Source organism: Rhizobacter sp. P5_C2 (assembly GCF_054049715.1).
Genome location: NZ_JBFULV010000003.1, coordinates 1 through 14,749 on the forward strand (window position 1 = coordinate 1; position 14,749 = coordinate 14,749).

Here is a 14,749-nt window from a genome sequence, read left to right on the forward strand (position 1 = left end):
GCCGCCGGCCCACCCGACGCCCGGCGGCCCGGCCACCGGCCGGCGCACCGATGGTGGCGAACTCGAAGGCGTGCGCAGCTACCGGCGCGGCGACCCGCTGAAGCTGGTGGTCTGGAAGAAGGCCGCGCGCAGCCTCGAGACCGGCGGCGAGCTGGTCAGCCGCGACACCAGCGCCACGGTGCAGCAGCAGCTCTGGCTCGACTGGCAGCGCTGCGCCGGCCTCGCGCCCGAAGATCGGCTGTCGCGGCTGGCCGCCTGGGTGCTGTCGGCCGAGCGCGCCGGCGCCGACTACGGGCTGCGCCTGCCCGGCCTGCAGATCGATCCCGCCCAGGGCGAGCTGCAGCGCCGGCGTTGCCTGGAGGCGCTGGCCTTGCACGGCGGCAGCGGAGCGGGCACATGAACGCGACAGCGACCGCCTGGCTGCCGCGCTGGCCCGGCTGGCGACACCTGCCGCGCGACACGCGCGACACGCTGTTCCTGCTGCTCGTGATCGCCTGGACCGTGCTGCCGCACCTGCTGCACCTGCCGCCATGGTGCGCTGCGCTGACCGTCGGCGTGCTGCTGTGGCGCGGCCACCTCGCGCTGAGCGGCAGCGCGCTGCCCAACCGCTGGGTGCGCGGCGGGCTGCTGGCGCTCGCGATCGGGCTGACGCTGTTCTCGTTCCGTTCGCTGCTCGGCAAGGAGCCCGGCATCACGCTCGCGGTGGTGCTGATGTCGATGAAGACGCTGGAGCTGCGCGCCCGGCGCGATGCCTTCGTCGTGTTCTTCCTCGGCTTCTTCCTCGTGCTGACGCACTTCCTGTACTCGCAGTCGCTGCCGGTCGCGGCCGCGATGCTGCTGTCGGTGTGGGGCCTGCTGACCGCGCTGGTGCTCGCGCACATGCCGGTCGGGCAGCCGCAGCTGCGCAAGGCGGCGCGGCTGGCGCTGCGCAGCGCAGCGCTGGGCGCGCCGGTGATGGTGCTGCTGTTCGTGATGTTCCCGCGCCTCGGGCCGCTGTGGGGCGTGCCGCAGGACGGCATGTCGACGACCGGCCTGTCCAACAGCATGCGCATGGGGTCGGTCGCCGAGGTCGCGAACGACGACAGCGTCGCGATGCGCATCCGCTTCCTCGGGCCGGTGCCGCCGCCCGAGGCGATGTACTTCCGCGGCCCGGTGCTCGCGCGCTACGACGGCGATGAATGGCGGCCGCTGTTCCGCTCCGAGTTCGCGCCGCCGCTGCGCGGCGCGTTGCGAACCGACGGCCCAGCGTACCGCTACGAGGTGACGCTCGAGCCGCTGCGGCTGCCGCTGCTGCCGCTGCTGGAGGCGACGACCGAGGTCGAGCCGATCGAGAACCTGCCGGTGTCACCCCGCGACGATCTGTCGTGGCGCACGCAGCGGCCGGTCACCGAACGGCTGCGCTTCACGGCGGTCGCGCACACGCGCTTCCAGCACGGGCCGGTGAAACGCGGCAACGAGTTGCGCGAGTTCGTGCAGTTGCCCACCGGCTACAACCCGCGCACGATCGCCTGGGCCACGCAGCTGCTGAAGCGGCCCGATCTGGCGCAGGCCGATTCGGGCACGCTGGCCCGCGCGGTGCTGCAGCACATCGCCATCGGCGGCTTCGGCTACACGCTGGCACCGGGCCTGTACGGAGAGGCCGATCCGCGCACCGCCGTCGACGAGTTCTGGCTCGATCGAAAGCTCGGCTTCTGTGAGCACTTCGCCGCCGCGTTCGTGATCGTGATGCGGGCGATGGACGTGCCGGCGCGGGTCGTCACCGGCTACCAGGGCACCGACCCGGCGCCGGTCGACGGCTTCTACATCGTGCGCCAGAGCTCAGCGCATGCCTGGGCCGAGTACTGGCAGGAAGGCATCGGCTGGGTGCGCGCCGACCCGACCGCCGCGGTGGCGCCGGATCGCATCGCGCGCAGCACGCGGCTCGCGCCGCAGCCGGGGCTGGTGGCGGGTGCACTCGGCTCCATGAGCCCGGCGCTGCTGGCGCAGTTGCGCGGCGCGTGGGAGTCGGTCAACAACCGCTGGAACCAGTGGGTGCTGAACTACTCGCGCGGGCAGCAGCTCGACCTGCTGAAGAACCTGGGCTTCAGCTCGCCGAGCTGGGAAGACCTGGCGTTGCTGCTGATCGGCACGCTGAGCACGCTGGCGCTGCTGGGCGCCGGCTGGGCGTGGTGGGACCGGCACCGGCAGGAGCCGTGGCAGCGGCAGGCGCGGCAGTTGCGCGCCGCGCTGCAGCGGCTGGGGCTGGCCGCGTTGCCGCACGACACGCCGCGGGCGCTGGCGGCCCAGGTCGATGCGCGCTTCGGTGCGCGGGGTGCCGCGCTGGCGGCGCTGCTGCAGGCGCTCGACGCGCAGCGCTATGGTCGCGGCGCGATCGAGCGGCCTTCGGCACCATGGCTGCGCGCAGTGCGTTCCGAACTGCGGACGCTTGCCAGGAACTGACGCGCTCAGGACGCGCCGATCCGCTGCGTACTGCGCAATTCTGTAGAAAGTAAGGAGCCGGCACGCTCGGCTTTTTTTTAGCATCGCGCATCGCGCCCGGGCTGTTGGGGCCATTCCACCGAATCCCCAGGAGCCTCGTTCATGGCAACTCCCTCCGTCCGGCGCACGGCCGTTGCGCTCGTGCACCTTGCAGCGGCCTTCACGGCCCAAGCCCAGACCCTGCCGCCCCCGCCGGTATCACCGATGCCGCTGGAGCGCTACGAGTACGACGCCCAGGGTCGGCTCACGAAGATCATCCGCGGAGCCGGCACGCTGAACCTCGAGACCCGGTTTCACCACGACACGCTCGGGCGCGTCATTGAAACGACCGATCCGCGCAACGGCACGACGAGCATCGGCTACGACGGCGGCGATCGGCCCACGCAGGTCACCGACCCGCGCGGGCTGGTCACGCAGTACCCACGCAATGGCTTCGGCGACGTGCAGCAGCGGATCAGCCCGGATTCCGGCACCGATCGATTGACCTACGACGCCGCCCGCAACCTGAAGACCCGCACCGACAGCCGCGGCGTGCTGACCACCTACGGCTACGACCTCAGCGACCGGTTGACGAGCGCGCAGACCTCGAAGAACGGGCACGCGAGCGAGACGGTCACGCTGGCCTACAGCGAGCGGGGGCCTGACTTTTCATACGGCATGGGCAGGCTCACGAGCACTGCCTTCCCCGGTGGATGGAACCGCTACGGCCACGACGACCAGGGCAAGATCGCCCGCGATCTGCAGCACCTGGACGCCAGCACAGGCGGCAACCCGAATGCGCTCGACCTGCTGGTGGTCTACGGCGACACGCTGGGCAACCCGAGCAGCATCGCCTACCCCTCGGGACGCCGGCTCACGATGACCTGGGTGGACGGCGAGATGACCGCGATGGCGCTGGCCCGCAGCAGCGACGGCCCGCCCGTTCCCTTGTTCACGCAGATCGACTGGACGCCATTCGCCGGCTCGCTCAAGCGCTGGACCGCGCACATGGCGAACGGCACGCTGGCGAACCGGCGCTTCTTCGACCTCGCGGGGCGGATGACGCGCCACACCTTCGGCGATGGGTTCCGCGACATCCACTACGACGCGGCGAACCGCATCGTCGGCTTCACGCACCTGGCGCCCGACGGCACACCGCGACCGGCACTGGACCGGCGCTTCGGCTACGACGAGAACAGCCGCATCACGCACATCACGACGAACGCGGCCACCTGGGCGATCACGCACGACCCGAACGGCAACCGCGCCAGCCTGAGCCTGAACGGCAGCCCGAGCGTGTACACGACCGAGGCGACCAGCAACCGGCTGACGGCCATCACGAACCCGGCGCGCAGTTTTGCGCATGACGCCGCCGGCAACACCACGAGCGACAGCGCCGGCTACACGGCCAGGTTCAACCTGCGGGGGCAGTTGACGGCGATCACGAAGGCCGGCGTGACGACGCACTACACCTACAACGCCAAGGGGCAACGCGTGCGCAAGGTCAGCAGCACCGGCCCGGCCGGCACCACGCTGTTCGTGTACGACCCCCAGGAACACCTGCTGGGCGAGTACGACCAGCACGGCGCGGCCTTGCGCGAATACGTGTGGCTGCGCGACACGCCGATGGCGATGTTCACGCCGGACCCGGYCGATCCGAGCGGCGAGCCGCTGGTGTACTTCATCCACACCGACCACCTGAACGCGCCGCGCATCGTGGTCGACCGCGAGAACCGCATGCGCTGGCGCTGGCTGGCCGAGCCGTTCGGCACGACCGCGCCGGAGGTCGATCCGCAGGGGCTGGGGGCCTTCACGCAGAACCTGCGCTTTCCGGGGCAGTACGCGGATGCGGAGAGCGGGCTGTTCTACAACCAGTTCCGCTACTACGGGCCTGACGGAGGGCGCTACACGCAGAGCGATCCGATCGGCCTGCTGGGAGGGAGTCCATCGACCTACTCATATGTTGATGCTTCTCCGCTGACCAGCGTCGACCCATCCGGGCTCTTGAAGATCATCTTGCTGCCGGAGAATGACCCCAACTATCCAGCGGCACTCAACGAGCCGGATGACCCCGAAATCTGTCTGATCGTGTCGCACGGCAGCCCGTCTTCCGTCGGGCATCGCAATACCAGCCAGCTCAACACTCTGTTGAACTCGAAGGGATGCAAACCGAAGCAGCTTGTCAAGATCAACGCTTGCCGTGCAGGCGAAGGAGAGAACTCCATCGCAGAGCAACTCGCAAGACTTCGGGCAGGGAATGTGCTCGCATCCACATCCTGGACATGGACGACGCCCTGGGCTACTACCATCCCTTTCTCCGCACCTCCATTGAGCCAGGACAAGAACTCTTGGTGGAACGGTATCCCCAACTGGCTCGAACCGGGCATGTGGCGAATCTTCGGTCCCAATGGCCCGATCGAGCCACGAGTTGATCCGGCAGCGCCGCCCTCGAATGCATGGTGATGGAATGAAATGGCCACTTTGTTGGATTGCTCCCGCGGTCGTCCTGCCGTTCTTGAGTTCCTGCTCGGACAAACTCGGCAAGGAACCCGCCTTCACCCTGCAGACCGGCGTGACGCTTCAATCGAGTTCGGCCTGCGTCGACTTCCGTGACGGCCAGTCGATGTCGTTGAAGCCTATGGCCGACGGGTATCTTGTATCGGCGATCACGCCAACTCGTTGCGAGGGGGAGGCCATCAAGCCCTTCATGACCGCCACGCTCGAACATCGCAGCACCCTTGTCCTCAATCAGCCGGTGCCGGGCTCGAACGCATCTTGCGAATGCCCCCGATCCATTGAAGTTGCGATCCGAGGACGTATCGAACCAGGAGACACGTTGTACATCCTGAACGACTACGAGGTCTTGGGCCACTTCACCATCCCGGCGCCGCAAGGACCCCGGCAATGAAGAACATTCAAGTGATCGATGGCGCAGAGAATTGCGTCTACGACATCTTCCAAGCGTCGGACGAGGAGTTTTCGCTGATCTTCTCCGACGGTCGCGACATCGCGTTCATCGACGAGGTGTACCAGGCAACCGATCCCTTCAAGAAAATTTACTACCCGTCTCGAAAAGATGAAGAGGCCGTCAATCCAGACGGTTCGCAACTGCGATAACCGCGCGGGATCTCTTGGTGCAGGTCGCTCCCGCAGACACCGATAATCCGCGCATGCTCTTTTCGCGCCCCTACCTGCTGCTCGCACCACTGGTCCTCGCATTGCTGCTAGACACCAGCATCGCCCACGCCAAGCCGAAGAAGAAGCACCCTGCTCCCGCAGCGGCGCGCGTCGAGAACGCCCCCGACACGGTGAGCTACGCCGGCCGCGACGACGTGATGCGCTTCGGCGCCGAGCTGGCCGAGCGGCAGGGCCTGGACGCCGGCTGGGTGCAATCGCAGCTGGCCGAGGCGCGCTACATCCCGAACGTCGCGAAGTTCATCATGCCGCCGCCGGCCGGCACCGCGAAGAACTGGGCCGCCTACCGCGGCCGCTTCGTCGAACCCAAGCGCATCCGCGCCGGCCTCGCGTTCTGGCGCGACAACGAGAAATGGCTGGCGCGCGCCGAAGAACTCTACGGCGTGCCGGCCGAGATCGTCGTCGGCATCGTCGGCGTCGAGACGATCTACGGCCAGCAGATGGGCGGCTTCCGCGTGATCGATGCGCTGGCCACGCTGGCCTTCGATTTCCCGACCGGCCGGCGCGACCGCAGCGGCTTCTTCCGCGACGAGCTGGAGCAGTACTTCGTGCTGTGCCACAGCGAGAACATCGACCCGCTCGCGCTGAAAGGCAGCTATGCCGGCGCGATGGGCATGGGGCAGTTCATGCCGAGCAGCTGGAACCGCTATGCGGTGGATTTCGACGGCGACGGCCGCGTCGACCTGCACACGAGCGGCGCCGACATCGTCGGCAGCGTCGCGCACTACCTGGCCGAGTTCGGCTGGCAGCGCGGCATGCCGACGCACTTCGACGTGGCCGCGCCGGTCGATGCCGCCGACCGCGCGACGCTGCTGGTGCCCGACATCGTGCCCAGCTTCACGCCACAGGAATTCCTCGCGCACGGCGCCGCACTGCCGGCCGCGGCGCGCGAATTCGGCGACAAGCTCGCGCTGATCGAGCTGCAGAACGGCGATGCCGCGCCGAGCTACGTGGCGGGCACGCCGAACTTCTATGCGGTGACGCGCTACAACTGGTCCAGCTACTACGCGCTGGCGGTGATCGAGCTGGGACGGGCCGTTGCTGCGATGAGGTAGGACACCGTCAGCTGAACAGCCGCCGCGCCGCCGCGGTCCCCGCCGCCAGGTCGTGCGTCTCCAGCGCCTGGTACAGCTGCCCCAGTTCCCCGCCGATCGCGGCGAACCCCTCGGGCCGCAGCAGCTGCCCGTTGTCGTCGACGATCGCCGCGTCCATGCCGAGCGACAAGGCCTGCGCGCTCGCCTGCCACGCGATGAACGGCTCGGCGCGCGCATCGGTCTGCGGCACGTCGAAGCTCAGCGTCACGTCGCGCACCACCGACTTGTTCGGGTCGTCGGCAAACGCCGCCTGCGAATCGAAGCTCAGCGTCAGCACCGGCGGCGCCCCCTCGTCGGCCGCCGGCAGCACCAGCCGGCCCGGCACCACGCCCGGCACGAAACCGTGCCGCGCCGCATGCTGGTGGATGTAGCCGACGCTCCACGCCGCCGAGCGCGCCTGCAGGTGCACCGCGAGCTGCGCATCGTGCGCGCCGGCGAAGCCATCGAGTTCGCGCGCCCGGGCGACCGCATCGAGCATGTCGGGGAAATCGGCCATCGCGCCGATCGATTCGGCAAAGGCCTGCAGCTTCTGCACGAACTCGGAGTACTCGATCTCGTTGACCGCGCCCATCCGGTTGGCCAGTTGCAGCCCGGCCTGGAACTCGCCGTAGCGCTGGCCGGCGGTGGGCGGTTCCCATTCGCCGCTGTCAGCGTTCAGCCCTTCGATCAGGAACGGCTTGCTGCCGGCGCGGCGCGTCGGCGGCAGGTGCGGCAGCACCGATTCGGCGCTGACCGGCGCATCGAGCGTCAGCGTCGCGATCGCGTCGATCAGCGCGTCGATGCGCACGGTCGCGCGCCGCACCGGCGGCGGCTGCAGCGCGCTGCCGAGGTCGATGCGCGCGGTGGGGTCGTCACCGGTCGACGCCGGTTGCGGCTCGCCGAACACCGGCTCGCGCTGCTCGGTGGTCTCGCGACCTGCGCTTGTTGCGGTCGCTCCGCCCGGCGCCGGCAACGCCTCCATCGGCCGCCGCGGCCCGGCCTTGCGGGCCTGCCACGCGCCATGCGCGATCACGCCGGCCAGCACGACGCCGCCCAGCGCGGCCAGCGAGACCGTCAAGGTGCTCATCGGCGCTGCGGCGTGATCGCCATCAGGCTGCCTCGGCCAAGCTGACCGCCGCTTCCATGTCGACCGCGACGATGCGCGAGACGCCCTGCTCCTGCATCGTCACGCCGATCAGCTGCTCGGCCATCTCCATCGCGATCTTGTTGTGGCTGATGAACAGGAACTGCGTGCCCTCGGCCATCTGCTTCACGAGCTTCGCGTAGCGCTCGGTGTTGGCATCGTCCAGCGGCGCGTCGACCTCGTCGAGCAGGCAGAACGGGGCCGGGTTCAGCTGGAAGATCGCGAACACCAGCGCGATCGCGGTCAGCGCCTTCTCGCCGCCCGACAGCAGGTGGATCGTGCTGTTCTTCTTGCCCGGCGGCTGCGCCATCACCTGCACGCCGGCATCGAGGATCTCGTCGCCGGTCATCATCAGCTTCGCCTGGCCGCCGCCGAACAGGCTCGGGAACATGCGCCCGAAATGCTCGTTGACCTGGTTGAAGGTGCTGGCGAGCAGGTCGCGCGTTTCGAGGTCGATCTTGTGGATCGCGCCTTCGAGCGTGCTGATCGCCTCGTTCAGGTCGGCGTTCTGCGAATCGAGGAAGGTCTTGCGCTCGCGCGACGCGGTGAGCTCGTCGAGCGCCGCGAGGTTGACCGCGCCGAGCGCGTTGATGTCGCGGTTGATGCGGTCGATCTCGCCCTGCAGGCCGTACAGCTTGACGCTGTTGTCGGCGATGTTCTGCGCGAGCGCCGCGAGGTCGACCTCGGCAGCGGTCAGCTGCTCGAGGAACTGCGCGCCGCCGAGCTGTGCCGCCTGCTCTTCGAGCTGCAGCTTGGTGATGCGGTCGCGCAGCGGCTGCAGGCTCTGCTCATGCGCCATGCGCTGTTCGTCGGCGCGGCGCAGGCGCAGCGTCAGGTCGTCGTACTCGCTGCGCTTGGCGCCGAGCGCGGCCTCGCGGTCGAGCTTCAGGGCCAGCGCGTCTTCGAGCCCGACCTGGGCCGACGCATCGGTCAGCTTCACCAGCTCGGCCTGCAACTGCTCGAACGACGCCTCGTTCGACGCGACCTGCTGCTGCGCGGTCTCGATGCTGCGCTGCAGCTCGCCGCGGCGGGCGGCCAGCGCGCGCGACGAGAACTGCGCCTCCTGCGCCTGGCGCTCCAGCGAGCGCAGCTGCTCGCGCGCATCAGCAAGCTTTCGTTCGGCGGCGATCACGCCTTCGTCGAGTTCGGCGTGGCGCTCCTGCGTGGTCGCGAGCTGCATGTCGAGTTCCTCGAAGCGCGCTTCGCCGGTGGCGCGGCGTTCATCGAGTTCTTCCAGCTGGGCGTCGATCTCGCCGAGCTCGGCATCGAGCTGCTCGCGGCGCGCGCTGGTCTGCTCGGCCTGCTGCGACAGGCGCAGCAGCTCGACCTGCAGCTGGTGCGCGCGGGTCTGCGTCTCGGCGGCTTCGCGACGCGCGCCGACCAGCCGCTGCGACGCATCGGTGTAGGCCGCCTCGGCCCGCACCAGCGCGCTGCGCGACTCTTCGGCGATCAGCGTCTGCGCCTTCAGCTGGCGCTCCAGGTTCTCGATCTCCTGGGCGCGGGCCAGCATGCCGGCCTGCTCGGAATCGGGGGCGTAGAAGGCGACCGCGAACTGGCTGACCGCATGGCCCTCGCGGGTCATGATGACCTCGCCGTGGGTCAGCTTCGATCGCTCGGCCAGTGCTTCATCGATGCTTGCCGCCGTGTAGACGCCTTCGAGCCAGTCGTTCAGCAGCGCCTTCAGGCCGGCCTGGTCGTGGTTGTCCAGGCGCAGCAGGTCGCTCAGCTTCGACAGCGTCTGGTGGGTGTTCGAGATGACGCCCTGCGGTGGTGTGTAGAACGCCAGCTTGGCGGGCGGCGCATCGGTCGCGAAGGCGCGCACCGTCTCGATGCGGCTCACTTCGAGCGCGTTGATGCGTTCGCGCAGCGCGGCTTCGAGCGCGGTCTCCCAGCCGGTCTCGATGTGGATCTTGGTCCACAAGCCCTGCAGGCCTTCGAGGCCGTGCTTGGCGAGCCACGGCTTCAGCTTGCCTTCCGTCTGCACCTTCTCCTGCAGCGCGCGCAGTGCGTCGAGGCGGGCGCTCAGGTCGGCCTGGCGGCCGCCTTGCGCATTGACCTGGTCCTGCGTGTCGCGGCGCGCTTCGTCGAGCGCCGGCACCTGCTCCTGCAGCTCGTGCAGGCGCGCATCGGCGACGCCCTGCTGCTCGTCGGCCGCGGCCGATTGCTGCTTAAGCTCGGCCAGGCGCGCCATGTCGGGCGACGCGAGCTGGCGGCGCTCGCCGTCGAGGCGCTCGCGGCGCGCGTTGAACTGGCGGCGCTGGTCGTCGAGGTTGCGGCTCTCGGCCGCCAGCACCTGGATCTGCTGCTGCACGCCGCTGACGGCGGTGCGCTGCTCGTTGCTGCGGTTCTGCGCGGCACGCACCGCGTCTTCGACCTGCGGCAGGTTGCCGGCCTGCTCTTCGGCTTGCGCGGCCAGCACCTCGGCCTGCTCGTCGGCGCCGGCGATCTGCTCGGCGATCTGCTCCAGCTCGTCCTGCGCCTGCTGCGAGCGCTCGGCCCATTGCTCGCTCTGCACCTTCAGCTCGGTCAGGCGCTGCTCGACGCGCTGGCGGCCCTCGACCACGTAGCGGATGCGCTCTTCGAGCCGGCTCACTTCGAGCGAGGCCTCGGCCAGCGCGCCCTGCGCGGTGTGCAGCTCGTCGCTCGCGGCGTAGTGGGCCTGGCGGATGGTCTCGAGCTCGGCCTCGCCGTGGCGCAGCTCGGCCATGCGGGCTTCGAGCCCGTTGGTGGCTTCCAGCACCTCTTTCTTCACGCGGTCCTGCTCGCTGGCTGCATCGCGGTGCTTCAGGAACCACAGCTGGTGCAGCTTCAGCGTGCCGGACTCCTGCAAGCCGCGGTAACGCGTCGCGACCTCGGCCTGCTTCTCCAGCTTGTCGAGGTTGGCGTTCAGCTCGCGCAGGATGTCTTCGACACGGGTCAGGTTCTCGCGCGTGTCTTTCAGCCGGTTCTCGGTTTCGCGGCGGCGTTCCTTGTACTTCGAGACGCCGGCGGCTTCTTCGAGGAACAGGCGCAGCTCCTCGGGCTTGCTTTCGATGATGCGGCTGATGGTGCCTTGGCCGATGATCGCGTAGGCGCGCGGGCCGAGGCCGGTGCCGAGGAAGACGTCCTGCACGTCGCGGCGGCGCACCGGCTGGTTGTTGATGTAGTAGCTGCTGGTGCCGTCGCGGGTGAGCACGCGCTTGACGGCGATCTCGGTGAACTGGTTCCACTGGCCGCCGGCGCGGGCGTCTTCGTTGCTGAAGACCAGCTCGACGCTGGCGCGGCTGGCCGGCTTGCGGTTGCCGGAGCCGTTGAAGATCACGTCCTGCATCGATTCGCCGCGCAGTTCGCTGGCCTTCGATTCGCCCAGCACCCAGCGCACCGCGTCCATGATGTTGGACTTGCCGCAGCCGTTGGGCCCGACCACGCCGACCAGCTGGCCCGGCAGCTGGAAGTGCGTCGGTTCGGCGAATGACTTGAAGCCCGACAGCTTGATGGAGTTCAGACGCATGGAGAGCAGTCCCGGCGGGCCGCGGCGGAGGGTGCCGCAAGTCGCCTAAGTCATTGATTTATTTAGGGAATTCCACGCGTACGCGGACTTCGGGCGAGGCGCGATGATACCATCGCGCCCTCTTGCGGCAGCCCGCCGAAACCCTCTCAAAACGTGACGCCCCCTTCTATGGCCAAGGTACCCAAGTTGTCGAAGTTGTCTGCGAAAGTCGCCCCGCCCGCCACCCCGTTGCGCATGCGTGAGGCGCCGGCCAAGCCGCCGTCGATGCCGAGCAAGCAGCTCGACGTGTTCCCGAACCCGAGCCCGAAGCGCGACTACGCGATCCAGTTCCAGGTGCCCGAGTTCACCTGCCACTGCCCGCTGACGGGGCAGCCCGATTTCGCGCACTTCACGATCGACATGATTGCGGACAAGCTCTGCGTCGAGCTGAAGAGCCTGAAGATGTACATGTGGAGCTACCGCAATGAAGGCGCGTTCCACGAGAAGGTGACGAACGACATCCTCGACGACATCGTGAAGGCGACCGACCCGCGCTTCATCCGCATCACCGCGAAGTGGTACGTGCGGGGCGGGATTTATACCAATGTGGTGGCGGAGCACCGCAAGAAGGGCTGGAAGCCGCTGCCGGTGGTGCAGATGCCGGCGCATGGGGCGGAGTCGGGACTGCTCTGATCTTTCTGCGTGCGGCGCGGCGGGTGGCGGGAGGGGCTGGGGGCTCATGCTGGGGCGGTCGGCCCGGGGGGCCGACTCCACGAAGAAGATCGGCTTCGGGGGTGCATCGGCAAACTCCCTCCACTCACTTCGTTCGTTGTGGTCAGACAGTGCCGATGAGTCAGTCCACGAAGCGGGCTGCGCCCGCCACCCCCGAAGCCGATCTTCTTCGTCGCCCCAGAAATCGCCCCCACCCCCTCCCGCCACCCGCCGCGCTGCACCACCTGCGCTTGTTGGGGGGAAAAGATTGAAGTGAGGGTTGAGCGTGCGAGCGTTTGCACGCTTCGTCTGTCTGTTCAGTCTTTTCCACCCCACACACAGAGCGGCGGTGTCGGCAAAGGCGCGGGTGGGGAGGCTGTGGAGCGCCAATAGGGGCGGGGCGCCGGAGCTGGCTGGTTTCATGGCCCGCGTGCGCCAGCACGCTTCGTGAACTGACTGTCGCCGACTGTTTGACCACAACGAACGCAGTGAGTGGCGGGAGTTTCGGCGACGGGCCATGAAACCAGCCAGCGGAGGGAAGTCGTTGCCCCGCCAGGGGCAATGACCGGCCCGTCCGGCGAGCCACAGCCTCCCCACCCGCGCCTTTGCAAGCACCGATAATCGACAAGATGAACCCGCTGCTCGGCAAACTCCATCCCTATCCGTTCGAGCGGCTGCGCGCCCTCACCCGCGACATCACGCCGAACCCGGCCTTCAAGCCCATCAGCCTCGGCATCGGCGAACCCCGCCATGCCACGCCGCAGCTGATCCTCGACGCCCTGTCGGCCCACTTCAGCGGCCTCGCCAGCTACCCCGCCACCGCCGGCGACATCGCGCTGCGCCAAGCCTGCGCCGACTGGGTCGAGCGCCGCTACGGCGTCACGCTCGATGCCGCCACGCAGGTGCTGCCGGTCAACGGCTCGCGCGAGGCCCTGTTCGCGCTGGCCCAGACCCTCGTCGACCCGACCCGACCCGGCGCGACCGTCGTCTGCCCGAATCCGTTCTATCAAATCTACGAGGGCGCGGCGCTGCTGGCCGGCGCACAGACCTTCTTCGCCAACAGCGACCCGGCACGCAACTTCGCGGCCGACTGGGCCCAGGTGCCCGACGAGGTCTGGGCGCGCACCCAGCTGCTCTACGTCTGCTCGCCCGGCAACCCGACCGGCGCAGTGATGCCGCTCGACGAATGGCGCCGGCTGTTCGATCTCAGCGAGCGCTTCGGCTTCGTGATCGCCTCCGACGAGTGCTACTCCGAGATCTACTTCCGCGAAGACCCGCCGCTCGGCGCGCTCGACGCCGCGATGCAGCTCGGCCGCCGCGACTTCCGCAACCTCGTCGTGTTCACCAGCCTGTCCAAGCGCTCCAACGTGCCCGGCATGCGCTCCGGCTTCGTCGCCGGCGATGCGGCCGTGCTGAAGCAGTTCCTGCTGTACCGCACCTACCACGGCAGCGCGATGAGCCCGATGGTGCAGCAGGCGAGCATCGCCGCCTGGCGCGACGAGGCCCACGTGGTCGACAACCGCGACCAGTACCGCCGCAAGTTCGCACAGGTCACCCCGCTGCTGGCCGAGGTGCTCGACGTGCGCCTGCCCGACGCCGGCTTCTACCTGTGGGCCGCCGTGCCCGAGGGCGACGACGTGGGCTTCGCCCGCGACTTGCTGGCTCAATACAATGTCGCGGTGCTGCCCGGCAGCCTGCTGGCGCGCGAGGCGCAAGGTGTGAACCCCGGGGCAGGCCGCATCCGCCTGGCCCTGGTGGCCGAGGTCGAGGAATGCCTAGCGGCCGCAGAACGCATCGTTTCCTTCGTCAAGTCCGTCTGATCTCGAGAACCCCATGAGCCAACAGCAACTGCAAAGCATCATCGACCTCGCCTGGGAAGGCCGCGCCCAGATCAACGCCGTCAACTCGCCCGAAGTGCGCGAGGCCGTCGAATCGGTGATCGCCGACCTGAACAAGGGCCGCATCCGCGTCGCCGAACGCGAAAGCGTCGGCCAGTGGAAGGTCAACCAGTGGGTCAAGAAGGCGGTGCTGCTGTCGTTCCGCCTGAACGACAACCAGCTGATGCATGCCGGCGATCTGACCTTCTTCGACAAGGTCAAGACCAAGTTCTCGCACATCAGCGACGAAGAAGTGCGCGCCGCCGGCGTGCGCGTGGTGCCGCCGGCCGTCGCGCGCCACGGCAGCTACCTCGCGAAGAACGTGATCCTGATGCCGTCGTACGTGAACATCGGCGCCTACGTCGATGAAGGCACGATGGTCGACACCTGGGCCACCGTCGGCTCGTGCGCCCAGATCGGCAAGAACGTGCACCTGTCGGGCGGCGTCGGCATCGGCGGCGTGCTGGAGCCGCTGCAAGCCAACCCGACCATCATCGAAGACAACTGCTTCATCGGCGCCCGCTCCGAGGTGGTCGAAGGCGTGATCGTCGAAGAGAACTCGGTGATCTCGATGGGCGTCTACATCGGCCAGAGCACCAAGATCTACGACCGCGCCACCGGCGAAGTCAGCTACGGCCGCATCCCGTCCGGCTCGGTGGTGGTCAGCGGCAACCTGCCGAGCGCCGACGGCAAGTACAGCCTGTACTGCGCCGTCATCGTCAAGCGCGTCGACGCGCAAACCCGCGCCAAGACGAGCATCAACGAACTGTTGCGTGCCTGAGGCTTGAACCCGCCGGCCGGCGTGCCATGATGCTTTCTTCCG

Annotated in this window: 11 protein-coding genes; 9 read left to right on the forward strand and 2 right to left on the reverse strand. The window is 68.5% G+C overall.

Annotation, left to right across the window (positions count from 1 at the left end; all coding sequences use genetic code 11):
• From ACXJLU_RS01350 to mltB, 6 genes are all read left to right on the forward strand, one after another.
• Positions 1 to 400 (forward strand): DUF58 domain-containing protein (locus ACXJLU_RS01350; RefSeq protein WP_457328718.1); only part of this gene is annotated, 400 nt, incomplete at its 5' end.
• Positions 397 to 2,439 carry a transglutaminase TgpA family protein gene (locus tag ACXJLU_RS01355; protein ID WP_457328719.1) on the forward strand — a complete coding sequence of 681 codons (2,043 nt, stop codon included), beginning with the start codon at positions 397 to 399 and terminating at the stop codon, positions 2,437 to 2,439. The genes ACXJLU_RS01350 and ACXJLU_RS01355, both read left to right, overlap by 4 nt.
• A gap of 141 nt (positions 2,440 to 2,580) precedes the next feature.
• Complete coding sequence (locus ACXJLU_RS01360; protein ID WP_457328720.1) at positions 2,581 to 4,920, forward strand: RHS repeat domain-containing protein; 2,340 nt, start codon at positions 2,581 to 2,583, stop codon at positions 4,918 to 4,920.
• A 4-nt stretch (positions 4,921 to 4,924) separates the two neighbouring features.
• Positions 4,925 to 5,365, forward strand: a complete 441-nt coding sequence (locus ACXJLU_RS01365; RefSeq protein WP_457328721.1) for a hypothetical protein — start codon at positions 4,925 to 4,927, stop codon at positions 5,363 to 5,365.
• A complete protein-coding gene (locus tag ACXJLU_RS01370) occupies positions 5,362 to 5,574 on the forward strand; it encodes a hypothetical protein (RefSeq protein WP_457328722.1) in 213 nt (70 codons plus the stop codon). The genes ACXJLU_RS01365 and ACXJLU_RS01370 overlap by 4 nt, the downstream gene beginning before the upstream one ends.
• Before the next feature lie 53 nt (positions 5,575 to 5,627).
• Complete coding sequence (gene mltB, locus ACXJLU_RS01375) at positions 5,628 to 6,707, forward strand: lytic murein transglycosylase B (protein WP_457328723.1); 1,080 nt, start codon at positions 5,628 to 5,630, stop codon at positions 6,705 to 6,707.
• 7 nt (positions 6,708 to 6,714) lie between these two features.
• Here mltB and ACXJLU_RS01380 read toward each other — a convergent pair whose 3' ends face one another.
• Positions 6,715 to 7,812, reverse strand: a complete 1,098-nt coding sequence (locus ACXJLU_RS01380; RefSeq protein ID WP_457328724.1) for a cell division protein FtsZ — start codon at positions 7,810 to 7,812, stop codon at positions 6,715 to 6,717.
• A 22-nt stretch (positions 7,813 to 7,834) separates the two neighbouring features.
• Entirely contained in the window at positions 7,835 to 11,359 is a 3,525-nt protein-coding gene (smc, locus tag ACXJLU_RS01385) for a chromosome segregation protein SMC (RefSeq protein WP_457328725.1), read from the reverse strand.
• Positions 11,360 to 11,593: 234 nt separating this feature from the next.
• Here smc and queF point away from each other — a divergent pair, with 234 nt between their 5' ends.
• From queF to dapD, 3 genes are all read left to right on the forward strand, one after another.
• Positions 11,594 to 12,031, forward strand: a complete 438-nt coding sequence (gene queF / locus ACXJLU_RS01390) for a preQ(1) synthase (RefSeq protein WP_457328726.1) — start codon at positions 11,594 to 11,596, stop codon at positions 12,029 to 12,031.
• Positions 12,032 to 12,678: 647 nt separating this feature from the next.
• Positions 12,679 to 13,869 carry a succinyldiaminopimelate transaminase gene (gene dapC / locus ACXJLU_RS01395; RefSeq protein WP_457328727.1) on the forward strand — a complete coding sequence of 397 codons (1,191 nt, stop codon included), beginning with the start codon at positions 12,679 to 12,681 and terminating at the stop codon, positions 13,867 to 13,869.
• A gap of 13 nt (positions 13,870 to 13,882) precedes the next feature.
• Entirely contained in the window at positions 13,883 to 14,707 is an 825-nt protein-coding gene (gene dapD, locus ACXJLU_RS01400) for a 2,3,4,5-tetrahydropyridine-2,6-dicarboxylate N-succinyltransferase (RefSeq protein ID WP_073466789.1), read from the forward strand.
• The last annotated feature ends 42 nt before the right edge of the window (positions 14,708 to 14,749 follow it).